The sequence below is a fragment of the Bacillus ndiopicus genome (assembly GCF_000612805.1).
GTDB classification, from domain to species: Bacteria; Bacillota; Bacilli; order Bacillales_A; family Planococcaceae; genus Metasolibacillus; species Metasolibacillus ndiopicus.
In genome coordinates, this window is sequence record NZ_HG964403.1 from 78,991 (window position 1) to 103,091 (window position 24,101).

Annotated in this window: 21 protein-coding genes; 16 read left to right on the plus strand and 5 right to left on the minus strand. The window is 36.7% G+C overall.

Going from position 1 to position 24,101, the window contains the following annotated elements:
• Positions 1-291: 291 nt before the first annotated feature.
• The 11 genes from TY13_RS00390 (at position 292) to TY13_RS00440 (ending at position 11,180) form a co-directional block, all read left to right on the plus strand.
• Positions 292-2,241 (plus strand): methyl-accepting chemotaxis protein, encoded by a 1,950-nt coding sequence (locus TY13_RS00390; protein ID WP_042470273.1) that lies wholly within the window; start codon positions 292-294, stop codon positions 2,239-2,241.
• 191 nt (positions 2,242-2,432) lie between these two features.
• Entirely contained in the window at positions 2,433-3,275 is an 843-nt protein-coding gene (locus tag TY13_RS00395) for a class II fructose-bisphosphate aldolase (protein ID WP_042470276.1), read from the plus strand.
• Between the two features lie 39 nt (positions 3,276-3,314).
• Positions 3,315-4,007, plus strand: a complete 693-nt coding sequence (locus TY13_RS00400) for a triose-phosphate isomerase (protein WP_042470278.1) — start codon at positions 3,315-3,317, stop codon at positions 4,005-4,007.
• A 2-nt stretch (positions 4,008-4,009) separates the two neighbouring features.
• Positions 4,010-4,522, plus strand: a complete 513-nt coding sequence (locus TY13_RS00405; RefSeq protein WP_042470280.1) for a YjbQ family protein — start codon at positions 4,010-4,012, stop codon at positions 4,520-4,522.
• A 76-nt stretch (positions 4,523-4,598) separates the two neighbouring features.
• Positions 4,599-6,563, plus strand: coding sequence for a BglG family transcription antiterminator (locus TY13_RS00410; protein ID WP_042470284.1), 1,965 nt, complete (start codon positions 4,599-4,601; stop codon positions 6,561-6,563).
• Positions 6,564-6,607: 44 nt separating this feature from the next.
• Positions 6,608-7,057 carry a PTS sugar transporter subunit IIA gene (locus tag TY13_RS00415; RefSeq protein WP_042470285.1) on the plus strand — a complete coding sequence of 150 codons (450 nt, stop codon included), beginning with the start codon at positions 6,608-6,610 and terminating at the stop codon, positions 7,055-7,057.
• A gap of 15 nt (positions 7,058-7,072) precedes the next feature.
• On the plus strand, positions 7,073-7,357 hold the full coding sequence (locus TY13_RS00420) for a PTS sugar transporter subunit IIB (protein ID WP_042470287.1): 285 nt from the start codon (positions 7,073-7,075) through the stop codon (positions 7,355-7,357).
• Between the two features lie 13 nt (positions 7,358-7,370).
• On the plus strand, positions 7,371-8,693 hold the full coding sequence (locus tag TY13_RS00425) for a PTS galactitol transporter subunit IIC (RefSeq protein ID WP_081796893.1): 1,323 nt from the start codon (positions 7,371-7,373) through the stop codon (positions 8,691-8,693).
• Between the two features lie 21 nt (positions 8,694-8,714).
• On the plus strand, positions 8,715-9,356 hold the full coding sequence (gene rpe, locus TY13_RS00430; protein WP_042470288.1) for a ribulose-phosphate 3-epimerase: 642 nt from the start codon (positions 8,715-8,717) through the stop codon (positions 9,354-9,356).
• 62 nt (positions 9,357-9,418) lie between these two features.
• Entirely contained in the window at positions 9,419-10,897 is a 1,479-nt protein-coding gene (locus tag TY13_RS00435; protein ID WP_042470289.1) for an aldehyde dehydrogenase family protein, read from the plus strand.
• Positions 10,898-10,913: 16 nt separating this feature from the next.
• The gene (locus TY13_RS00440) at positions 10,914-11,180 is read left to right on the plus strand and encodes a phosphocarrier protein HPr (RefSeq protein WP_042470291.1); all 267 of its coding nucleotides are present in this window, start codon (positions 10,914-10,916) and stop codon (positions 11,178-11,180) included.
• Positions 11,181-11,216: 36 nt separating this feature from the next.
• Here the strand turns inward: TY13_RS00440 and TY13_RS00445 are convergent, their stop codons facing one another.
• Both TY13_RS00445 and TY13_RS00450 read right to left on the minus strand, forming a co-directional pair.
• The gene (locus TY13_RS00445) at positions 11,217-12,353 is read right to left on the minus strand and encodes a VanZ family protein (protein WP_042470294.1); all 1,137 of its coding nucleotides are present in this window, start codon (positions 12,351-12,353) and stop codon (positions 11,217-11,219) included.
• Between the two features lie 157 nt (positions 12,354-12,510).
• The gene (locus TY13_RS00450) at positions 12,511-13,542 is read right to left on the minus strand and encodes an S-layer homology domain-containing protein (protein WP_230199361.1); all 1,032 of its coding nucleotides are present in this window, start codon (positions 13,540-13,542) and stop codon (positions 12,511-12,513) included.
• A 189-nt stretch (positions 13,543-13,731) separates the two neighbouring features.
• Between TY13_RS00450 and TY13_RS00455 the strand changes: the two genes are divergently transcribed.
• On the plus strand, positions 13,732-15,525 hold the full coding sequence (locus TY13_RS00455; protein ID WP_042470295.1) for an S-layer homology domain-containing protein: 1,794 nt from the start codon (positions 13,732-13,734) through the stop codon (positions 15,523-15,525).
• 104 nt (positions 15,526-15,629) lie between these two features.
• Here TY13_RS00455 and TY13_RS00460 read toward each other — a convergent pair whose 3' ends face one another.
• The 3 genes from TY13_RS00460 to TY13_RS00470 all read right to left on the minus strand — a co-directional run bounded on the left by TY13_RS00460 (position 15,630) and on the right by TY13_RS00470 (position 18,184).
• Positions 15,630-15,968, minus strand: coding sequence for a DMT family transporter (locus TY13_RS00460; protein WP_042472279.1), 339 nt, complete (start codon positions 15,966-15,968; stop codon positions 15,630-15,632).
• 14 nt (positions 15,969-15,982) lie between these two features.
• Positions 15,983-16,297, minus strand: coding sequence for a DMT family transporter (locus TY13_RS00465; protein WP_042470297.1), 315 nt, complete (start codon positions 16,295-16,297; stop codon positions 15,983-15,985).
• Between the two features lie 402 nt (positions 16,298-16,699).
• Complete coding sequence (locus tag TY13_RS00470) at positions 16,700-18,184, minus strand: catalase (RefSeq protein WP_042470300.1); 1,485 nt, start codon at positions 18,182-18,184, stop codon at positions 16,700-16,702.
• A 532-nt stretch (positions 18,185-18,716) separates the two neighbouring features.
• Between TY13_RS00470 and TY13_RS00475 the strand changes: the two genes are divergently transcribed.
• The 4 genes from TY13_RS00475 (at position 18,717) to TY13_RS00490 (ending at position 24,027) form a co-directional block, all read left to right on the plus strand.
• On the plus strand, positions 18,717-20,564 hold the full coding sequence (locus tag TY13_RS00475) for an SLC13 family permease (RefSeq protein ID WP_042470301.1): 1,848 nt from the start codon (positions 18,717-18,719) through the stop codon (positions 20,562-20,564).
• A gap of 202 nt (positions 20,565-20,766) precedes the next feature.
• The gene (locus tag TY13_RS00480; protein WP_042470304.1) at positions 20,767-21,885 is read left to right on the plus strand and encodes an ABC transporter; all 1,119 of its coding nucleotides are present in this window, start codon (positions 20,767-20,769) and stop codon (positions 21,883-21,885) included.
• Positions 21,886-21,896: 11 nt separating this feature from the next.
• A complete protein-coding gene (locus tag TY13_RS00485; RefSeq protein ID WP_042470306.1) occupies positions 21,897-23,111 on the plus strand; it encodes an ABC transporter permease in 1,215 nt (404 codons plus the stop codon).
• Between the two features lie 13 nt (positions 23,112-23,124).
• Positions 23,125-24,027 (plus strand): ABC transporter ATP-binding protein, encoded by a 903-nt coding sequence (locus TY13_RS00490; RefSeq protein WP_042470308.1) that lies wholly within the window; start codon positions 23,125-23,127, stop codon positions 24,025-24,027.
• Positions 24,028-24,101: the final 74 nt, after the last annotated feature.

The window sequence follows — 24,101 nt, forward strand, 5'->3', positions numbered from 1 at the left end:
GATCGTCATTTTGCTAAATACTGTAATTGAGGAACATTTGAAAGAGTATGAAAGAAGAATAAGGTAAGCGGAAATAGAGATTGTAGAAGCTATAGCTAATGAACAAAAAATTCTTTGAGAAAGAAATGAAGTGATGTCAGAAGTAAATACTATGCAAGATACATTGTATAAGAAACAAAATGAGTACATGGATGAGCGTGAGAAAATATTTGCTTTGAATAAAAAAATAAAATACATACTACAAATTTATTGATACAGTAGTCTATTAAAAACCAGTAAGGAGGTTGCACTATGAAACGATTTAGTCTTAGAAAAAAACTTATTTTATCATTTCTATTAATTCTTTTAATTCCATCAATAGCAATTGGGGTTGTATCTTATCAAAGTGCAAAAAAGCAAATTTTATCCGAGCAGCAATCAAGTGCAGCGGAAAGTGTGCGCATGCTTGATACGAATATTACGAATATGATTGCACCTAAAATTTATGATATTGAATATTTTGCTAGTAAATTTACTAAAGCTAGCTTGCAACCAGAGAAACGTGAGGAATTAAGGGTGTTACTTAAGGAGTATACGAATGTACATCCTGAGGTAGAGGTGTTGTATATTGGTACTGCGGATAGGCAAATGATTGATGAGCCCGCATTTGATTATCCAAGTGATTATAATCCAAGCGAACGTCCTTGGTATACACAGGCGATGGACAATAAAGGAAAGGTTTCAATTTCACCACCATATGTTTCAGCGTCTAGTAAAGACATTGTCGTAACACTTTCAATGCCATTAGCTGATAACTCGGGTGTTGTGGCACTGGACTTAAATATGTCTGTTCTTAGCGATATTGCGAGCAGCGTTAAAATAGGGAAAACAGGCTTTACATCTTTATTAGATGACCAAAAGCTATATATTGTGGAGCAAGGAAAGGAAAGTGGTGCAGAAGCATCAGAAAAATATATTGAGGATATTTATGCACAAAATGAAGGTATTGTAACTGAAAAGAATCGCCATATTCTATTTGGAACGAATGAACTAACAGGCTGGAAAGTGCTCGGCACAATGTTTACAGCCGAGGCAACGCAATCCGCAGCTAAAACATTAACAATGATTATTGTTATTGTTGCGATTGCAGTTGTTTTAGGAGGCGGATTTGTGCTGTTTATGATTCGTTTAATTGTGCGTCCAATTAAAGAGTTACAGGCAAACGCGTTGAAAATTAGCGATGGTGATTTAACAACATATATTGAAATTCATACAAAAGATGAGGTTGGTCAGCTTGCAGAGGCTTTTGTGTCGATGAAGGTTAGCCTGAAAAGATTATTGCAGCATATGGAACAAAATGCTTTACACGTGCAAGAATCTGCGCAAAACTTGTCAGCAAGCGCTGAGCAAAATATAGCGGCTTCAGAGCAAGTAACAGATGCGATGCAGGAAGTCGCAAGCAGTACAGAAAAGCAAACAGTAGGTATCGAGCAAAATGCTATTTCCATTGAGGAAGTAGCAAAAGGTATTGTGGAAGTGACAGATAGCACGATGCAAGTATCTGATTTATCTAGCTATGCCATTCAATTAGCAGGTGAGGGCGACCAGTCTGTGCAGCAAACAGTAAATCAAATGCAATCAATTCATACATCCGTATCACAATCAGACGAAACGATTAGATCCTTGTATGAACGAACAAAGGAAATTGGCTCGATCTTAGAAATTATTACAGCAATTTCTGATCAAACTAATTTATTAGCATTAAATGCAGCGATTGAAGCAGCAAGAGCGGGCGAGCATGGTAAAGGTTTTGCGGTCGTTGCGGATGAAGTGCGCAAGCTAGCCGAACAATCGCTTCAGTCAACAAGTCAAATCGCAGAGCTAATAGCTGCAATTCAGCAGGATACAGCGCAATCTGTTCAATCAATGGATAAAGCGACAGCGGATGTTGAGCAGGGTATGCAGCTAACAGCGCAAGCACGTGAGAAATTTACAAGCATTGTAGAAGGCTTACAAAATATTGCACCAAAAATCGAAGGAATTTCGGCAGCTTCTGAGGAGATTTCAGCAGTAGTGGAAGAGGTATCAGCAACGGCACTAGAGCTAGCTGATCATGCAAAATCAAATGCAGCAGCCTCTGAGGAAGTAGCTGCATCGACAGAGCAGACGTTAGCCTCAATGCATGAAATGGCAGCAGCAGCACGAGTATTACAGGATATGGCTGATGAATTACGTGACTATATAGGGCAATTTAAATATTAATATAATTTAAGGGAAGCTTCTGAAGTTAAGGAGCTTCCCTTCTTTTTATATCGAATTATTAAAAATACAGAAAAATCAGAAATCATATTCTTTTTCATTAATGATGTTGAATTAAAATGAAATGATAAGAAAGCGGTTACATTCTATATTATATATAAATCGTTTAAGTAAAAGGAGATGGAGAAATAGCCATGCTTGTTACTTCTAAAAAATTATTTGAAATAGCTTTAGCAAACAACTTTGCCATTCCAGCAACGAACTTTGTTGATCAAAATACATTGCGCGCATATATCGCCGTTGCAGAGAAAAGGCAGTTTCCACTTATCATTTCATTTGCGCAAGCACACCATGAAGTAATGTGCATTGAGGAAGCAGCTTTACTTGGGAAATTTTATGCCGAGAGAGCAAAAGTGCCAATTGTTCTACATCTCGACCATGGGCAAGATATAGATTTTGTAAAGCGCGCTGTGGATCTTGGTTTTTCTTCTGTGATGATTGATGCCTCACAAGATACCCTAGAGGATAATATTGCGAAGACAAAAGAAATTGTGAACTATGCAAGGCCTAAAGGAGTTGTTGTAGAAGCTGAAATTGGCCATGTTGGTTCAGGGGATAATTATGAGAACCTGGAGCAATCAGAATCAATGCTCACTACAGTAGAAGATGCAAAGGAGTTTTATAAACGCACTTTAGTAGACTCATTAGCTATTTCAATTGGAACTGCTCACGGTAATTATATTGGTACACCGAAAATTAATTTTGAAAGACTTCATGAGATTTCTAAAGTCGTGCCAGCGCCGCTCGTCTTACATGGTGGGTCTTCTTCTGGGGACGATAATCTACGAAGATGTGCGTTGAGCAATATTGTCAAAATAAATATTTTTACAGATTTAATGAATGCAGCAGTGAAGGACTTAAAAGCTAATGAACAAAATTATTTCGATATTCAAGAAAAATTACGAACTGGCATCGAAGGGTGTTTAGATCATTATTACTCTGTCTTTAATACCCAAAAAGTGCTTATCCCGAATTAACAGGAGTAATTGATTGAATATAGGGAAGGGAGCAGCATTATGAAAACGATTCAAGCACCTTTTTTTGTAGTAAATCCTAAATCTTTTTTATATGGAGCAGAATTATTAGACTTGGCACAACATGCTAATCGCTTAGCTGAGCAATATAATGTAACGCTATTATTTACAGCACCACATCCAGAATTAGCGAAAATTGCTCAGGAGTGCCCAAATCTCATTGTGACAGCGCAGCATATGGACAGTGTAGTGCCAGGGGAGGCAATGGGGCATATTTTTGCAGAGTCATTAAAATATGTTGGCGTGCAGGCAGTTGTATTAAATCATGCGGACCATCCTTTAACACTGGCAACAGTAGCAAAATCGATTCAACGTGCCAAAGAAGTAGGGCTACAAACAATTGTCTGCGCGGATTCAATAGCAGAAGCACAAGCTATTGCAGTGCTTGGGCCGGATATTGTGCTAGCAGAGCCAACGGAATTGATAGGCCAAAGTCAAAAGAGCGATGGTCATTATGTCACAGCAACTGTTCAAAAAATAAAAGAGGTTAATCCAAATATTTTAGTTGAACAGGGGGCTGGTATTCGCTTAGAGGCTGATGTAATAGAGTTGTTACAGCTAGGGGCAGATGGTGTTGGTGTGACTAGTGGTATCGTGAAAGCAGCGAGCCCGAAAGAGATGATGGGAAAAATGATTCAAGCTGTTGCAACGTATAAAGAAAAAGGAAGTGAATGAAGATGGCCGTTTATTCAGAGAAGCTAACGCTCACATCTCATGGTAATCGAGTAACATATCATGAAATTACAAAGCAAGTACGAGAAGTTGTTGCAAAAAGTGGTATTAAAGAAGGGATTTGTGTAGTAGCCTCACCACATACTACTTGTTCTGTAATTTTCGAGGAATATTCGTATGACAGCAATTATTATGGTTTTGAATACTTGCAAGTAGATTTAAACAATATTTTAGAGAAGCTAGTGCCAAAATGTACGACAGAAGGGCAATATTATCATCCAGGCCCCAAGCATATTCAAGTTGGGCTTGAGGACTTTAAAGGAAAAATTAGCCCAGAGGCATATACGATGCTCAATACAGATGCACATTTAAAAAGTACATTGCTCGGAACAAGTGAAACATTTGTTATTGAGGATGGCGAAATACAGTTAGGCTTAGTAGGTTATATCTATTTTATTGATTGGGATCAAATTCGCTCAAGAGATCGTGTATGTCATGTGAAAATCATTGGAGAATAAACGTTGTTTTTGACAATCTCTACATTATTCACCACACTAATAATCGAATACTTCAAAAGGTAAGGATGTGTCGATAGTGTTTGATATTACGTCTCGTCATGCAAAATTAATAGATTTGCTAATTAAAACAGATGAATATTTACCAGCAAAATATTATGCAGATTATTTAAATGTATCAGAGCGTACTATTTTTAATGATTTAGATAAATTACAAAAAGTATGTGAGCAATTTAATTTAGTTATAGATAAAAAGCGTAATCAAGGTATTAAACTCATTGGAACGAATACGATGTTTGATGAATTTATTCAAAAAGCTGTTGCTAAGTATAGGGAGAAGGATCATGAAAGCTTATCTTCCTTAGAGCGCCAAATATTGATTATTAAATGGTTACTTATTCATAGTCGAGTTGTTACTTATCAATCATTATCTTTAGAGCTGTATATTAGTACATCATCATTAATTAAAGATATTGAACGAATTCGTAGCTTTATGGATGATGAGCTGCAATTTATTTCAGATACGAAAGGTACTAGAGTACATGGAAATGAAATTGCTATTCAGCGAGCTATTAAACGCTTTGCCTATTATTTAATCGAGCAGGAGCTTAATAACTATTCGTTATCAACATATGCACATCTTTTAGAGCCGTTATTTGATAAGAGGGTTATCGAAGTCGTTTATAACACAATCGAAGAGCTACTTGTGGTGTCTGAAAGTGATATATCAGAGCAATATTTAAAATCACTTTTTATTTCCTTACTTATTTTAACGGAACGCTCATATCTAGGCTACCATTTAAGTGAGTACCCTGAAATACAGCTAGAGGGAGCAGAGTATTTAGCCAACTACCCTTTAGCGTTGGAAATTTGCCACAAGATTTCATCGGACCTTCCAATTACTTTTACAGAACTGGACTATCATTATGTCAGCAACCAATTATTTGCCCATCGTATCCAGCTAAAAATAAGCAATAAGCAAATTGAAAAGCTATTTTCACAAGATATTGATTGCTTGATTAAGGATGTTAGTAAGGCTTTAGATATCAATTTAAAAGATGATGGGCAGCTATTTGACTCACTTATATATCATGTATTTCCAATGATTTACCGTTTAAAGTCAGATATATATGTTTATAACCCTTTATTAAATGAAATTAAAAATAACTATGGTGTACTGTTTCGAATTATTTGGTACTCAATGGAGTTTTTCGAGGAGAAATATGAGATTAAGCTAACAGATGATGATGTAGCTTTCATTACACTTCATTTCCAAGTAGCAATTGAAAGAAAAAATAAAATGTCGCAAATATTAGTCGTTTGTCAATCTGGACTCGTGACATCTGATTTAATTATTCATCGTATAAAAAATTTATTGCCAGCGAATATACATTTCAAATTAATCGCGAAGCCATTATTAAAAGATGAGGATTTATCTAGAGTAGATTTTATTATTTCTTCTGTTCAGTTAGGGGAAGTAGGACGTCCTGTTGTTTACGTTTCTCCCTTAATAAGAGATATAGATTTAAAAAAGATTTATGACTATTATTTGAAACACTCTTCTAAAAATGAAGAAGCTGATGATATTACTACTAACTCACAGCTAATCTCTCAATATATGAGTAGTCGCTATATTTTTATGAATGATGATGTGCAAACGAAGGAAGAATGTTTAAATCGGATGATTCAAAGGTTAGAGGAGGATCATATTGTAAAGCCATCTTTTAGACAATCTGTTTACGAGCGAGAGCAGCTAGGAAATACGGTTGTACAGGGATGGGTTGCCATTCCTCACGCGTTGTCTACTATGTCAAACGAAACGCAAATTTCAATTATGACAACAAAACACCCTATTAAATGGAATCATGAGGCACATGTTTCATTCATTATTTTGTTAGCAGTAGCAGAGGAGGATTTAAACCAAGTTCGAAAGCTACTTGCCCATTTATACAAAGTAATTATCAACTCAGAAAGTCGGGGGAACATTCAATCGATTAAGTCGATGACTACACCTAGAGATTTATTCGCTTTTTTAAATAAATAAGGCGAAATGGAATCAAGTCTCTCTTGAGTATAGGAGGAAACAATATGTATGTAGAAAAAAACTTAGTTTTCTATAGTCAAAGATTTGAAGATCAAAACCAGCTCTTCGACTTCATGGCAGACGAGTTAGAAAAACAAGATTATGTAAGGAAAGAATTTAGGGAGGCTATTAAAGTTCGTGAGCAAAACTTCCCTACAGGACTACAGCTACAAAACTTGAATGTTGCTATTGTGCATACGGAAGTTGAATATTCGAAGGCAGAGAAGCTTGTCATTATGAAGCTAGAAAAGCCACTTATTTTTCGGAATATTGCAACGCTTGAGCCTCTCGATGTTGAGCTTATTATAGGGCTAATATTGAATGATAGTAATAAGCATCTAGAAGTTTTACAAAAAGTTAGCCAGCTTCTACAAAGTGAAGCGATTATCCAGGAAATTAAAGATACATCCACTCATGAGGAATTAGCGGAGCTTATGCAAAACTATTTTAATTAAAAAGGAGAATGTTATATGAAAAAGAGAATTGTTGTTGCTTGTGGAGCAGGACTTGCTACATCTACTATGATTTTACAAAAGGTTGAGGAGTTTTTAAAGGAAATTGGAATAGATTATTCAATCAGTCAATCACAAATTTATGAGCTGGATTTCTATGATGGGGAAGCAGATTTATTCGTTACTTCAATGAAATTAGATCAAAATAAATATAAGACGCCAATTGTTGTTGGTACACCGTTTTTAATTGGTATTAACGAGGATACGTTAAAAGAGCAAATTAAAGAAATATTATTAAAGTAAGGGGGGAACTTATATGGGGATTATTGATTATTTTCTATCTCTCGGCTCATCTGTTTTTGTACCTATCGTTTTAATTATTATCGGCTTAATTTTAGGGCAAGGGATTTTGAAATCCATTAGAAGCGGTATTATGGTCGGGATAGGATTTATTGGCTTAGGGTTAGCGATTTCGTTAATTTCTAATCAGCTAGAGCCTGCTGTTAACCAAATTGTTGAACGTTTTTCATTTAATCTTACAGTTATTGATATCGGTTCTGGTGCGGCTGCTGGAATAGCATTCTCATCTTTAGTAGGCGCCCTTATCATACCTTCTGTTTTCATTTTAAACGTTGTTTTATTATTAATTGGTTTTACAAAGACGATGAACATTGATATTTTCAACTATTCTCACTATGCATTCACAGGAGCGGTTATTCATTTAATAACAGGAAGTGTTGTATTAGGCATAGGGGTTAGTTTAGTGCAAGCGACTTGGTCACTATTAGCGGCTGACTACTCAGCAAAAAAAGTGCAGGAAACGCTCGGTGTCGAGGGAATTTCCATTCCACAAGGTTTCGCTTCAAGCACAATTCCATTGTTTAGCGTACTAGATAAAATTTATAATCGCATTCCGTTTTTACGTAATTCAAAATTAGATATTTCATATTTACAAGGGAAAATCGGGATGTTTGGAGATCCAGTTATTATCGGTGCAGTTTTAGGTATTATTTTCGCTTTATTAGCAGGCTATAATTTTGCAGATGGTGCAAGCTTAATGATGAGTGTTGTAGCAATCATGGTTCTTTTCCCTCGCATGGTAAAGATTCTTGTTGAAGGATTACTTCCAATTTCTGAAGCAGCTAAAACATTTTTCAATAAACGATTCAAAGGGAAGGAAGTATACATTGGGTTAGACTCTGCTTTAACTTTAGGTTTACCAACTACACAAATTGTCGGAACGATGTTAATTCCTATTACACTTGTACTTGCTGTTGTATTGCCAGGAAATCAGGTTTTACCTTTAGGCGACTTAGCTTTCGCGGCATTTTTCACATGTATGGCGACAATTATTCATAACGGTAATATTTTAAAAACGATTATTAGCGGTATTATTAATATGATTTTAGTGTTATATATTGCAAGCTTCTTTGCACCGCACTTCAGTCAACTTGCTGCAAATAGTGGAGCTAATTCGATAAAAGGACAAACGACAGCTCTTTGGGCTGGTAATACGTTTGATTTTATTATCGTACAAATTGGTCGATTTGGATATATTGGCCTAGCTATTTTAATCGTTATTACAATTGGACTTGGATTATATGTGAAAAAAGTAACGAAGATGGAGGCAGCAGAGTGATTTAGGGAGGAGAGGTAGTCGATGATTGTAGCAACCTCAATTTTAAGTGCTGATTTCCTTAATTTAGAAAGAGATATACGCGCAATACAGCAAGCAGGAAGCGATTATATTCATATTGATATAATGGATGGCATATTCGTCTCAAATGTTACTTGGGGGCCTTCTACTGTCAGTGCTATTCGCAAAATTACGGACCTACGATTAGACGTACATTTAATTATCAATCAATCTGAATTGATGCTGGATGCTTATATAGAAACTGGTGCTGATATTATTACAATTCACCCTGAGAGCACACATTTTTTAAGGAAAAACTTACTGAAAATAAAAAATGCAGGTGTAAAGGCAGGAGTAGCATTAAAGTTAGAAACACCAATTGAATCTATTCGACACTGTTTAGATTTAGTAGATGTTGTGTTGTTCCTTACTTGTGATGAGGGATTCGGAGGTCAAGCATTTCATTCCCTTGCTTTAGAAAAAATAGCACAAGCCACAAAATGGCGTAAGGAAAAAGGATTCAACTACCTCATTGAAGTTGATGGTGGTATCATTCCTGAAACTGCCGAAAAATGCAAAGAGGCGGGTGCAGATATTGCTGTTGCAGGTTCTTATATTTTTAAAAATAATATGCAGCAAGCAATTCAGCAATTGAAAAATATTTAAAACTGCGATTCGAAAAGACTGAATATTTCATCTCTTTGATTGAGAAACGGAGGTATTTTATTATGCAAGGAACGTATCAGCTTTCACCAAAAGTAGTGGCATTTCTGAAAGGGACGAAGAAGCTTTTTATTGACGGAAAATTTGTCGATTCTGTTTCTGGTAAAACATTTGAAACTGACAACCCAGCAACAGGGGAAGTTTTAGCGGTGGTGAGCGAGGCACAAGCAGAGGATGTTGATAAGGCTGCAAAGGCTGCGAAAAGGGCATTTGAGGAAGGGCCTTGGTCTAAAATGAGCGCGGCTGAACGCGGTAAGCTTATGTATCGCTTAGCTGACTTAATTGAAAAAAATAAGCAGGAATTAGCTGAAATTGACTCGTTAGACAATGGTAAGCCTATACGCGATTTACTTGGAAATGATATCCCGAATGCAGTTGGTCAATTTGAATATTATGCAGGCTGGACAACGAAAATTGTTGGACAAACAATTCCTGTATCGGGGAATTTTTTCAACTATACGCGCCATGAGCCTGTAGGAGTAGTAGGGCAAATTATTCCTTGGAATTTCCCGCTGATGATGGCGGCTTGGAAAATAGCGCCAGCATTAGCGACAGGCTGCACAGTTATATTAAAACCAGCGGAACAAACACCTTTATCAGCATTGTATTTGGCAGAGCTTATTGCGGAGGCTGGGTTCCCTGATGGTGTAGTGAATGTTGTGCCTGGCTATGGTGAAATAGCAGGGGATGCGCTCGTTAAACATCCCGATGTAAATAAAATTGCTTTTACAGGATCAACAGTGGTAGGAAAGAAAATTATGCAGGAAGCCGCAAATACATTAAAACGCGTAACTTTAGAATTAGGAGGTAAATCTCCGAATATCATTTTACCTGATGCGGATTTATCGAAGGCTGCTCCTGGTGTATTTTCTGGGATTATGGCTAACCAAGGTGAAGTGTGTAGTGCAGGTTCAAGAGTGTTCATTCAAAAAAATAATTTCGATAATGTAGTGGCTGACTTAGTATCTTTTGCGAAAAACGTCAAGCTTGGAAACGGTTTATTGACAGACACAGAAATGGGACCGCTTGTTTCAAAAAAACAACAAGACCGCGTTGTAGGTTATATTAACAAAGGAAAGACAGAAGGGGCAGAATTGCTAACTGGCGGAGGCCATAGTTCCAAAGGTTATTTTGTAGAACCTACCGTTTTTGCTAATGTAAATGATTCGATGACAATTGCAAGAGAGGAAATTTTCGGACCTGTTGTAGTAGCGATGCCATATGATGATATAGATGAAATCATTGCACGTGCTAACAACTCGCAGTTTGGTCTTGCTGCTGGTCTATGGACGGAAAACTTAAAAAATGCGCATTATGTAGCAAGTCGTTTGAAAGCAGGCTCTGTTTGGGTGAATTGTTATAACATGACAGACCCAGCCTCTCCATTCGGTGGTTTTAAAGAATCTGGATTCGGGCGAGAAATGGGCTCTTATGCACTAGAAAACTACACTGAAGTGAAAAGTGTGTGGATTAATTTGGACTAAGAGAGGAAGACTAAATATGGTTGAAAAATTTTTCAAAGTAACTGACCCTACAGGGATTCATGCACGTCCAGCATCATTAATAGTGCAAGCTGCGAATAATTTTAAAAGCGAGATTAATATTGAGTTTAACAATAAAAAAGCCAATTTAAAATCTATTATGAGTGTTATGGCTTTAGGTATTCCGCAGGATGCAGAAATAAAAATTGTTGTTATGGGGCAGGATGAAACAGAAGCAATGGACACTTTAAGCGACGTATTTGTACGACAAAAATTAGCGGAATAAATAAAAATGTAGGGAGCTAGTCACTCCCTACATTTTTTATTTTCTCTTCACAACACATTTCCCAACAACATCAAAGTACAATCGATGTTTCCCTCTACCTAAGAAAAAGCGTAGTACATGAATAGCTAAAACAAGCACAAGTATAGTCAATAGTATGAAGGAGCCGAGTGATATAAATACTTGGTAAACGTAAAATGGTGAATCCATATTAAGCTCGATATTACTCATAACATTTAAGCCTTTAAATACTAAATATGTGCTGTAGATTGCCACAAATCTACGAATGATACCGACTGCCGAAAATACTTCTGCGCTTTCATCGACTAAGCGGATTTTTAACAACTTCATACCAAGCGTTTCACCGCCTAAGAGCAACGGAATAATTGCAAAAATAAGCAAGTAGAGCGCTGTTTGAATGAAGAATTGCGGAATTGTTAAAAAGCTTAATGCCGTATTACCCATTGAAATAAGTGCAAAGTCAACGATGACAGCTAGTAGTATTTGCAGAGGCCTTACACCATTTTGTGCAATAATCTCTTGCCCATATTTTATTACGTCTGTATGCTTCGGGAATAACGCCCAAATGACAGGGGCGGCGAAAAATCCTAGTAACGAGCCAACGCTGTTAAGCAGTAAATCATCAACATCAAAAATACGATAAGGGCAGTTGTAAATGCCATAAATGCCCGTTACTTGTGTAACTTCATAAAATAAAGTCAAACCTAATCCAAATAAAAATGCACGCTTCCAATATTTGCGCTCCTTTAAGAAATATCGCAAATAGACGCCAAAGGGCATAAGTAGTAAAAAATTGAAAAAGGCTTGATAAAAGGCAGGTTGCTTAATGATAGTCACCCATGTTGAAGGATTTTTTAAAGTAATATCTGTTTTATATAAAATATCCTGTACAAATTGAAATGGGCGCAAATTAAAAAATTGTGTACCTGGCTTTTGGAATGCACATGTATTCGTTGTTTCAGGTAAGGGGAGCAACACTAAAAAGAGTGCTGTTAAAAAGTAAAATACAAAGCTAAAGACGATAATGGTTTTCGAAATCGATAAAAACCCGTATTTGCGATATGTGTAAATAAGCCAAGGAATCCAAATTAAAAAAGCTAGTATAAAGAAAGCTATGGCTGCAACAAAAATAGGACCTGTATAAGTGCCGTTCAAATGTTATCCCTCATCTCAAAATAAGTTATTTATATATTGAAGTAAAAAGCGGGAGCATGCAAGAATAAGGTAATATATACTAAACAGAATAATTTCACATGTAGAAAATTTAAAAGCGCGTGAAATCAAATTAAAAACTTGATTTCATGCGCTTTACCTATTGTTTTCGAAGTGTTCCAGAGAAGTTTGTACCATTTGTGCGCTCAGCACTGCAATCGATTTCTGTAACCTTTATGGCATTGTTTAAATGCTCAAATTCGATAATACAACGGTTACCTTTGATAGATTCTTGCATAATTGCTTTTTTTGCAGAAGTGACGACAGCATAGCCTTCCGTTGTGCCCTCGTATTTGCCATCATAGGCAGAGAGTTTAACATAAAAGTCTTTGCTACTAGCATTGGAAATTGTTACATAGCGTGCATTGCGCTCATATTGCCCTTTACCCCATTGGTAGATATAGCGGTAGCTGCCATGCCAAGTGCTATTGCTTGATGGATTTTGCTGAAGAGAGGCATCTAGCTGTTTTTTTGCTTCTACAGCTCGTTCATTTAATGAAAGAGTGCCGGCGTTGTTGTGGATTGCTTCAGCATCCTCGGAAATATAATAGAAATCCATTGAATCCATGCGATATAGTAATGTAACAACTTGTGCACGTGTCATATTGTTTGTAGAACCGAAAAACTTTTGTAAGTCACGATTTTCGTATTTTGGATTTTGTCCTGTTGAAATTGAATGCTCAAGTAAAAATTCAATAGAGCTGTCTAGATTTTGCTTGCCATCTGCTAAATGGGCAATGGCTTGTGCCACGACTCCACGCTTAACTGGTTGAGCACGAATTGTATTGTGTAAATAGCCATTTAGCGGTACACCGTAGCTTGCTAATGAATTATAAAATTCATCAGACCAATTTTCTGATAACGTTTGCTTTTTCAACTCATTCTCTATTACATCTAGCTCAAAATAGTTAGCTAATAGTTTAGCAAATTGCTGTTCAGTAATCGTTTCGTTCGGTTTAAATGTACCATCACTATAGCCATTAATAATTTCGTATTTTTGTGCCCATAACACCGCATTATATGCAAAATGTTCCTTTGGTACATCTTTGAAGCCTGATGCCTCAGCACGTAAAGTGGTCAGCATAAAAACGCAGGCAACGATAACAAGCGTATTAAAAATAGATCGAAGCAAAAAAATTCCTCCTCTCGATAAATGCTTTACCTCTAGTGTAGACGTATATTGTGAAAAATTTCAAGATGGAATTTGTCCTAAAAGATAACGCATCTTGGTACTATGTCTTTTTAGTATTTATGTTTATAATTGTAATAAAGGTATATTGTCGAAAAGTAAAAATGGATTTAGCTTGGAGGGGAAGAACCGATGAAAAAAAAGCAAATCGCTACAGCACTGTTACTTTCAGCCTCTGTAGCTGTAGTTGTGGCTCCTGTTGGCCATGCTGCTGATGCAACAGACAAAGAAAAAGAAGATCAAGCGAAAAAGCAGGCAGATGAGGTAATAGGAAAAATAAAGGCACTAACGAATAGCTCAACAGAGGAACAGGTAAAAGCGGCACGTCAAGCTTATAATGCTCTTTCTGATGAAGCAAGAGCGTTAGTTAATAAAGAAGCAGATGTATTCAAAAGGTTAATTGCTGTAGAAGAGTATCTAAAAAATGCACAAGAAGCAGCTAAGAAAAAGGCACAAGCTGACGCAACTGCAATTGAAGCAATAATTAATCGCTTAACATATAGCTCTCCAAAAGAAGATGTGTATGCAGCAAAAAATGCATATGACGGCTTATCTTCGTTAGCGAAAGGTTATGTCACAAGCTCAAGCTATTTATATTTAACGAAGTTGCTACAGGAAATTGCTAAGCAGGAGGCTGCTATTGCTGCAGCGAAGGCAAGTGCAGCGGCATTTGATAGATATATGACAAATGTGACGAGGCAGTCTTCGGGTACTGTATTAGCAAATGCACGTACATATTATAACAGCCTTTCTTATGAGGCGAAGCAGTATGTAACAACGTTGTCTAAGCTAGAGCGTTTAGAGGAATTGTATGGAAAAAACCCATCAGGACCACCGAAGCAGCCAACACATCCGAATACAAAGCATGAAGATTTAACTGGAATTATACAACCAGAGAACAATAGCAATCCCGCACCATTAAAATATATTCCTGATAATGAATATGGCACTTTTGTACCGAATAGCACGGAGCTGCATTTTGTTCGAGCTGGTGAAGAACTATTTGCTTATATCCCAAGCGATATTATTTATTACCAGCAAGAGCCAATTACGATAACAGCGACCAATGGTGTTAATATAAAGCTTCCTATTAACGATTTAAAGAGGATTAATGGAACGGTAACAGTGACATTAACAATTGAAAATGATACGTTTTATTTTTCAGCAATTGCTCGAGGTAATACTATCAATTTCACAGAAAATGTAGAAATTACAATCCCTACAAAAGAACTGAAAGCTACTGCCAATTCGATTGTTTATAAGGAAGAAAGTCGTGCACAAAAAACGCGTGTTCCATTTAAAATTGAAAAAAATGCTTTTGTTGTGAAAACAAAAACTACTGGTAGTTTTATTGCAACAGCATCAAGCAGTTCTTCCAGCTATTTTGATGTTGAAGGGGATCCGAATGCCTTTTATATTAACGAATTAACGAAAAGAGGAATTATATCAGGGGCCTCTGGAAATAGTTATTTACCAAAAAAAATAGTAACACGTGCTGAATTTGCAACGATGCTAGCACAAGTGGCAAATTTATCGTCGTCTAACTATTCACCGTTTAGAGATGTGCGTGGTAAATCATATACTAATGAAATACAAGCATTGCATGAAAAAGGCATTATGACGGGTACAGGGAAAAATTACTACAGTGTAAATGGACAAATGACACGTCAGCAGGCTGCTGCTGTACTAGATCGCTACTTAGCCTATTTAGGTGTAAATACGTACCAAGTGGCAGATGCTGAAATTCTAAAATATACAGATGTTCAAGACCTTACTGATAAAGATAAGAAGAGTATTGCGTTAATGGATACATTAGGTATTTTCACAGTAGATGTGAATGGAGCATTTAGACCATATTCTTCTATAACGCGCTCTGAAATGGCAAAAGTGCTTTATGTAACGATGGAGTTAGCAGGGCTGCTTTAATGAAAATTTGAAAATAGCTGTCAGGGAAGAAGATATTCTCTGACAGCTATTTTGGTTTAAAGTCACTGGTACTAGTTTACAATATGTATCGACAAATTGTAGCCTCAATTTTTGAGACGCTCAGGATTATTGGAGAAGTTCAACAAGACAACCCCACCGATAATTAATAATATGCCAAATGCCGTTAACCATGTGAATTTTTCTTGCCATAAAATGATGCCAATTATGACAGTAGCGATTGTACCTAAGCCTGACCAAATTGCGTAAGCTAAACTAAGGGGGAGGTGCTCAAGGCAATGTGACAAAAAATAAAAGGCAAGTATGTAACCAATCGCTACAATAATCGAAGGAGCTAGCTGTGTAAATCCTTCAGAAAACTTCAACATAATCGTAGCGATAACCTCAAGGATAATAGAAAGACTTAAAAAGAAATAACCTTTAATCATATATATGCCCCTCATATTGCAATATTTAATACAACAACGCCTGCAATAATAAGCAGGAGACCGAGTACTTTAGATATATTTACTACCTCTTTATAAACAATGACACCAGCGATAGCGGTTAATGCTGTGCCTAAGCCAGACCATATTGCATAGGAGAAGCCTAATGGTAATTCATGCAATGCTAATGCCAATAAATAAAAAGCTAAGGCATAGCTTACTAGCATGCCGATTGTCGGCACTAATTTACTAAATTTTCCTGTCATCTTTAGTAATGAGCTACCTATCACTTCACAAATAATAGCAGCCAATAAAAATAAAAAACTCATTGTTTCACCTCGAATGAATGACCTCTCTATTAATTTTACCCTAAAAGTCCATTCATAGTATAAAGTGAAAGCTAACAATCAAGATTTTACGTACAGTTATCGCCCACTTACCCTTTTTGTATTTTAAGTCGTCTGTTCTCCCGCGATTACTCGTCGCAGTAAAAATTCCTGTCTGTTAATGCGGGATAAACATTACAATCTGCAAACGCCACTTAATATAAGGAAAGCTTTCAAAGAGCTTCTTAAAACAGCAAAAAACACATTCTGTATTGTAAAAGAACTATAAGTAATAAAAATAACAACCTCTAAAGAAAAAACGATCAAAAGAATTTTCATCCTTTGATCGTTTAATTATATAGTTTTGTTATTGAATTGATAAAGAGACACGAGCTAGAGCATTAATTATTTTGTATAAGGATTTGTTAAATCCATACCTTCCAATGTTAACCCCATTGCTTTTGCTACACCTTCACCATATGCTGGGTCAGCTAAGTAGCAGTGTAAAATGTGACGGCGTTTAATGAATTCTTCTACTGGAGCCATTTCAGCTGCCGTCGTATCAAATAGACGTTGCTGCTGCTCAGGTGTTAATAAGCGGAAGAGCTTACCTGGCTGTTCGAAATAGTTGTTATCATCTGCACGGAAATCGTGAATGCCAGCGTCACCTTCAAGTTTTAATGGTGGTTCTGCTAACTCTGTGTTGTGCTGCCATTCACCATAGCTATTTGGTTCATAACCTATTGTTGAGCCTAAGTTACCATCAAAGCGCATTGCACCATCACGGTGGAATGTGCGGAATGGACATTTTGGTGCATTAACAGGAAGCATGTAGTGATTTACACCTAAGCGGTAGCGTTGTGCATCTGCATAGGCAAAAATACGACCTTGTAGCATTTTATCTGGTGAGAAGCCAATACCAGGAATAATATTTGATGGTGCGAATGCCGCCTGCTCTACCTCTGCAAAATAGTTTTCAGGGTTGCGGTTTAATTCAAATTCACCGACAGGAATTAATGGGAAATCACCTTTATACCAAACTTTTGTTAAGTCGAATGGATTATATGGTAATTTACGTGCTTCTTTCTCTGTCATTACTTGAATATACATTTTCCATTTAGGGAAATCTCCACGTTCAATTGCCTCGTATAAGTCACGTTGTGAAGATTCACGGTCATTACCAATAACCTCAGAAGCTTCTGCGCTAGTTAAGTTTTCAATACCTTGCTCTGAACGGAAATGGAATTTTACCCACACACGCTCGTTATCTGCATTAATCATTGAATATGTGTGAGAACCGAAACCATGCATATGACGGTAGCCTTTTGGAATCCCACGGTCAGACATGACAATCGTTACTTGATGTAGTGCCTCAGGTAAAGACGTCCAGAAGTCCCAATTTGAATTAGCATTATGCATATTCGTGCGTGGGTCACGTTTTACAACGTGGTTTAAGTCTGTAAAGTGTAATGGGTCACGGAAGAAGAATACAGGCGTATTGTTACCAACTAAGTCCCAATTTCCTTCTTCAGTATAAAATTTTAATGCGAAGCCACGAATATCGCGTTCAGCATCTGCTGCTCCACGCTCACCAGCTACTGTTGAGAAGCGTGCGAACATTTCTGTTTTTTTCCCAATTTCAGAGAAAATTTTCGCTTTAGTGTATTTCGTAATATCATGAGTTACTGTTAATGTTCCGAAGGCACCAGAACCCTTTGCGTGCATACGGCGCTCAGGAATTAATTCACGGTTAAAGTTTGCGAGCTTTTCAATTAACCAAACATCTTGTAATAATAGTGGACCTCGAGAACCAGCGGACATTGAATCATGATTACTTACTACGGGTGCTCCACCAGCGGTAGTGAATTGGCGTTGTTTATCTATTGTCATATTGAAAATACCCCCTACAAATATATATGATTTAAAATCTCTACATTTATAACTATAACAAATTCACATCATAATTTCTACTAAATTATAATAATTCTATTTAAGGAATTTATCTTTTGTTCTGAAAATTCAGGAACACGTTGCCAGAAGTAAATAAAATAGTTGTTTGAATAAAAATAAATGTTGATTTATCAACGCTTTAATGTGTCAGATTGAAAATGCTAGAAGTGTGTAAATAATATGGAGATAGGCATGTTTTGCATTATATGTTTGATGAAAATAGAATATACTAATTGAAAAAATGAAGGATGTTTTCCTAGGGTTTATCTACATCTAATGTAAAGCGTGGGCTTGGGAGCTTGCCTGTTTAAATTTAATCATACCTACTTTTAGCTTATCTTTATTAGCGAGAATCCCCATTAATAGGAATTTCACTTTATGACATTTTGGAGGAATATTACTGCTATAGGCGAACTTTCTATTCGTTTCTTATACAATAGAGGGGAACTATAGCGAGAAGGAGTCGCGATCTATGCAATTAACATTAACATTTATTATTTTAATTACGACAATTGCTTTGTTTGTAACGAATCGTTTTCGTGCAGATTTAGTAGCACTGCTTGCGTTACTTGCCTTTGTTGTATGCGATATTTTGTCGCCAACTGAGGCGCTAGCAGGTTTTTCAAATTCAGTTGTTATTATGATTGCTGGGCTGTTCGTAGTTGGTGCAGGTATTTTGCGCACAGGACTTGCGGGAATGGCAGGTAATCTACTATTAAAATGGTCGGGGGATAGTGAGCTTAGATTATTTATATTGTTGCTTGTTATCGTTGCAACAGTTGGAGCATTTATGAGTAATACGGGTACAGTTGCTTTAATGTTGCCTATCGTTGTAAGTATTGCGATAAGTATACAGGCTAGCCCATCCAAATTTTTAATGCCATTGTCTTATATTGCAAGTATGTCAGGGCTGATGACATTAATTGCTTCACCACCAAACTTAATTGTGTCACAAATTTTAGTCGAAAATGGTTTTGAAAAGCTTGGCTTCTTTACAATTACACCAATTGGAATTATCGCGACAATTACAGCTATTATTTATTTAGTCTTGATTCGTAACAAGCTGCTACCAAATGATAAAAAGCGTATGCAAACAAATGCTGGCTATAAATTATCACCAAAAAAGATTGTGCAGGAATATGATTTACACGATAAGCTATTTTGCGTTAATGTTCCAGAGGCCTCTACTATTGTTGGATTGGGGCTAGCTGAGCTAAAGCTACCTGCAAAATATCATATTTTTATTATGAAAATTCAACGTCGCGCAACAGAAGGGATGAATCTGTTGCCAATGACATATCAGGAAATGGCGGGGCCAACTAGTGTTATTCGTCCAAATGATGCCCTATATGTACAAGGGACTCAGGAGGATGTGGAGCGATTCGCCTCTGATTATAGCTTGGCTATTGATTATATGACGGATGAACATGTCGAGGAGCTAATTTCGAAAAAAATCGGTGTCGCGGAAGTGCTCTTAACGCCACAATCGAGCTTAATTGGCGAAACAGTAAGTGAAATGGGCTTCCGTAAGAAATATAATTTAAATATTATAGGTATTAATCGTAAAGGGGAATATATACTGCAAAATATGGCGGAGCAAAAGCTGCGATTCGGGGATGCTATATTAGTGCAAGGAACGTGGGATGAAATAGACTTGTTATCGCGTGAGACACAGGATGTTGTTGTTGTAGGGCAACCACGTGAACATGCAAGTGTAGCGGCGGCTACAGGAAAAGCACCGATTGCTGGAGCAATCATGGCATTAATGGTCAGCTTGATGGTGTTTGAAGTGTTTGATGCCGTTATTTCTGTTTTAATCGGCGCTATTTTAATGATTATAACAGGCTGCTTGCGCAATATGGACGATGCCTACAGTAAAATGAATTTTGAGAGTATTGTGCTTGTAGCAGCAATGCTTCCAATGGCCACAGCGCTGCAAAAAACGGGTGGTATGGTTATCATTTCGGATGCTATTATTCGAGTGCTTGGTGATTATGGACCATACGGTGTATTGCTTGGCATTTATTTATTAACGGTTGTCTTTGGACAATTTGTTAGCAATACAGCAACTGCGGTATTATTTGCGCCAATCGCAATGACAGCCGCAATCGCGATGGATGCTAATCCGTACACATTTATGATTGCAGTTGCGGTAGCTGCGGGCATGGCCTTTGCAACGCCAATTGCTTCCCCAACAAATTCATTAGTATTAACGGCGGGCGGCTATAAGTTTATGGACTTTGTGAGAGTGGGAGTACCGTTGCAAATTATTATGTTTATCGTGATGATGATTGTTATCCCGATATTGTTCCCATTTTAAATAAAAGAAGCATTTAAAATCTTAACAAGCGTAAGAAATCCATTTGAAAAAATGTCGATTTCTTGCGCTTTTCTGATTTTATTTTGCTTATGAGCAAAATTCATTATGAATCGGGCGAATGGTTATTTTATATTATGATCTAAAAATCATCCCATTTGCATCCAATTTTACTGTATAATAACTTGGGGGAGGGAAAAATGACATGATTCAAGCATTAAAAGTGGGACTTAAAATTGAATTAACTAACCGAAAAAATTTGTTTTTATTGTTCATTGTTGCGCTCATTACAGTAGGTATGATGTTTTATATAGAGTCGCAATCCGCAGGAAATCAAATTGTTGAAAAGACAGGGGATTTTTACTCAGCACAGGCAGCGTTAACGAAATTCCAAGTAATAGATGCATCAGATGATGGGGATGGTAGCGATCTATATAAGAGTTTAAACAAGCAAAAAATTGCTGTTGCCTTACAAATTGCTGCACTAAAAATGCAGAATAGTAAGATGTATTATGAAACTTCTATTGAAATTGCTGAACTACGTGCGAAAGCCTTTGATATGGAGGAATATGATAAAGTGGCATCCTTAATGCCCTCACGCATCAAAAATACATTAAACCATATGTATTTTTCTCATCTATTAAAAGCGGAGCAGGAGATGACACCAAACCTGCTACAATATTTCCCTTTTTTACTGTTTTTCTTTAGCATCGTTGGGGCTGGCTGGTATGTTTTTATTAGCTTTTATACAAGCTCTATTTTGTTGGAGGATTTCGAGCATTCAAGCTTAATTAAAGGCTATCCAATTCGCTTTGACCAATATATATTTACGAAATGTGTAACATATTTTCTATACATAATAGGATTTATAGTGGTCGTCTTTGCTTGTGCAGTACCTTTAATATTTATAAACGGAGCAGGGGATGCAAGCTATCCAATTGCTGTGTATGTGGGGCAACCTGCGATTTATTCGACAATTCATTATGTAGCGCTGAGTATTAGCTATATGATTATCATTGCTATTTTTGCAATGTTATTGTCGATTATTTTAAATGTTCTATTGAAAAATATGTATTTAACATTGTTCGTGCAAAGTATTTTGTTCTTTTTACCAGAAGTATTTCCATCAATGATTAGTTTCATGCCTTACAGTCCGTTTAATTTTTTGAATTTTAACAAGATTTTGAGTGGTTATCCTTTAGAGCTTGCGGCACCTGTAGATATAACGATGACGACTGGGCTAATCATCTTGCTTATTTGTATTGCATTGATGATGTTAGTAATTAAAACATTCTTTTCTACAGGGAAAATAGCGAGAACATAGGGGGTACTACAATGTGGGCATATTTTAAATTTGAGCTGGTGCAATTTTTTACGAATAAGAAAAATATCGCGATTTATGTATTGTTATTGTTTGCAGCTTTGTTTTATGCGATTAAAATAGCACCTGCTTATGATCCGATTGAACAGGTAGATGCAGATGAAATTGAAGCGCGTTATTTAACAAGAGAAACATTTATTAACGATATGGCAGGGAAAAATTTGAGGTTTGCACATCCCTCTGTTAGGTTGGCATTACAAATATTCAATGAACTTAACCCATTGGATTTAGAAAGGCTAGAGGCATTGGAAAAGGGAGATTTACAAAAATACGCCGCTACAACAAGTGATTGGTACTATATTACGAATAGCTACACGCACAATAGCGGTTCTCTTTTCTATAATCCTCGTTACTATGCATATGGTAGTCAATACGCCGATGATGATGCATATTATGCCTATTTAGAAACAGGTAAACGCTATGAAGAATTTGCGAAAGCGGATTATGAGTTATCAATAAATTTATTTGAACAAAGAACTGCATGGCAAACAATAGAGCGTTTGATGACAGGTGTGTTACCTATTGTCCTTATCGTTTGTGCATTGCTGCTAGCAGTAGATGTTGTAACAAAGGACCGCCTACACCCTACACTATTAAAAGGGTTTCCAATTGCTGATTGGAAAAAGCTCTTGGTAAAAGGCTTTGTTGCATTTGTTGGTAGCCTTGTCTTGTTTGTGCCATTAGCTGTAGGTTTCTTGATTATAGGTGTACAATTTGGCTTTGGTCATCTCGACATTCCAGTTCCACAATATATTGTGGATTATAAGGTACAGCAGAAACAAGGCATATTTACAGTTATATCTCTTGGGGCATTTTTAGGACAATGCATCCAGCTATTATTGCTATGGTTTATGGCGATTATTGCGATAGTCTTGTTATGTAGTGTCGTGCTACGTAATGAAGTGATTAATTTAGGCATCGGTCTTGTTATTATTTTTGCAGAGTATTTCTACTTTAGCCGTGGTATCGGCTTTTTATGGGATATCGAAAAGTATCCGACATCATATATTCAAATTGGACAAGTCGTATCAAAAATACGAAATTTCTATTATAACTCGGACGCGATGGCAGCACAGTTAGGGATGAAGCTGCTGGCAATTTATATTGTTGTAATGTTAGTTATTACGTTAGGTATCTCGCTAAATAAACGTTTTAAATTAGTGAAATAGGAGGGGAATGGACTTGATTGAATTACAAAATATTAAGCTGAGCTTTGGAGATAAAAAAGTATTAAATGATATTAGTGAAACTTTTCATCAAGGTGAAGTCATAGGGCTTGTTGCACCGAATGGGACAGGTAAGTCTACATTGATGAATGTTATGATGAATTATGCAGCCCCAAATAGCGGTAAAGTGCTGTTTAAAAACGGCTTGGCCTATTCAAGTAAAGCAAATGAAGTAAAAATTCATCAATTAATTTCGATGATGCCTGACCAAAGTGATTTGTACAATCACCTGAGTGGGCGCGATCATTTAAAAATCTATTGCACAATGTGGAAATCGAATCCAAAGCTGATTGATACAACGATTGAAGCATTGAATATGGGGCATTATGTTAATAAAAAGGCAGGTACCTATTCATTAGGGATGCGTCAACGCTTATGTTTTGCAATGCAAATTGTTGCCAATACGGAAATCATGCTAATGGATGAAGTAATGAATGGGCTTGATCCAATTAATGTGGAAATTATTTCAGGTATGTTAATGCAAAAAAAAGCTGAGGGCAAAATGATTATTATTGCCTCGCATTTGCTTGATAATCTAGAAAAATACGCAGATCGCCTTTTCTTATTTAAGGATGGCAAGCTAATGGATGTTAATGATATTATAGAAGGCTTTAGCGAGAATACAATGACAACAGTACGTGTGAAAAATATGTCTGATAATGTAAAAGTAGCATTCCAAGAGCGCTATCCAAAGCTTGCGGTTCAAACATTAGTCAACGATATGACCTTGCTTACATTGGATAAAAAAGATGCTGAAACACTGGGAAGCATGACTGCACATTTAGCAGAGTTAGGCGTCAACGATTTCACATTCGGTAAAGTAACGCTGAACGATTTGTACGCAATTTATTATGGGTAGGGGCGTAAGTAAGGGTGGAACATGTAATTAGCCTTTACAACAATTGATTCATATTCAAAAAAATTGCCCGGAAA